Genomic DNA, 948 nt, shown 5'->3' with positions numbered 1-948 from the left:
TGACTCTCTGTACAATTAAGAAGCCTCGCTAGAAATAGCGAGGCTTTTTTATTTCAGCGCAAGCTGGAAATGAGAGGGGTTGTTCCAATCTGGAAAACTAACTGGTTAGGTCTATCCATTTTCACGAATGCATTTTGGTGACTCTTTTGGAGCAAGCCAAAAACCGATTTCATGCATCGCAGACTTTGGAGATGATGTCGTCGTAACCCGTAAAAGATTGGTTGGCTAAATAGCGTTGCCTCAATCAACGCCATACTTGTTCGATAGGGTTTAGTTTTGGGAATAGGGCGGAAGTTTGATGACACTGACATTTTAAAGTCCTTGGCTTTATCTTTTATGTATTGGCTCAACAGCTCTCTTTGCTCGGAAGTTAAGAATGGTGGTCTTCCTATTCTTGGCTTTTCTTGCCGTCCTTCCAGCCCTTCTTCAAGAAAGGTTTAAACCTACTTATTGACACTGGTTCGGCTTACCTTGAGAAACCTGGCAATTTGTGTGCGTGAGTGTCCATTTTTGAAATGAGCAAGGGCCAGTGGTCTCATTTTCATCTGAATGGATTTTTGCTGACTTGCGAGCTTTTTAAAGTCGATATTAAGGATGGAATGATGGTGGTTTAGGTCGATAAATAGCGAACACATATAGAGCATTTTTTACTAATAGTTATAAGGCTTTTAGATAGGTGAGTTTTTAGCGATGTTATTGTGGGGAGTGCGTAGGACGGAGGTTTCTTAGTAAAGAGGCTATTGCGGTCAGAAAGGGGGGAACTTATATTTAAGAAACTCTTTGTATTTTTAAGTGACCGGCTTGATAAAGCTTAAGATCTGGCAGGTTTTCGTAAGCTAGGGTGACTTGATTGCGTCCTGAGTGCTTTGAATAGTACATCGCTTTATCGGCCTCGATTAGAAGCTCTTTTGCGTTGGATTGTTGTGAATTCAACTCTGCTACACCAAT

Annotated in this window: 1 pseudogene; it reads right to left on the bottom strand. The window is 41.2% G+C overall.

Annotated features, from left to right (window positions below):
• Window positions 1-768: 768 nt before the first annotated feature.
• Window positions 769-948, bottom strand: a pseudogene (locus tag R7Q11_RS25160) (GGDEF domain-containing protein); the annotation flags it as partial.

Source organism: Vibrio sp. 970 (genome assembly GCF_033339075.1).
This window is presented reverse-complemented; position numbering and strand designations above follow the sequence as displayed.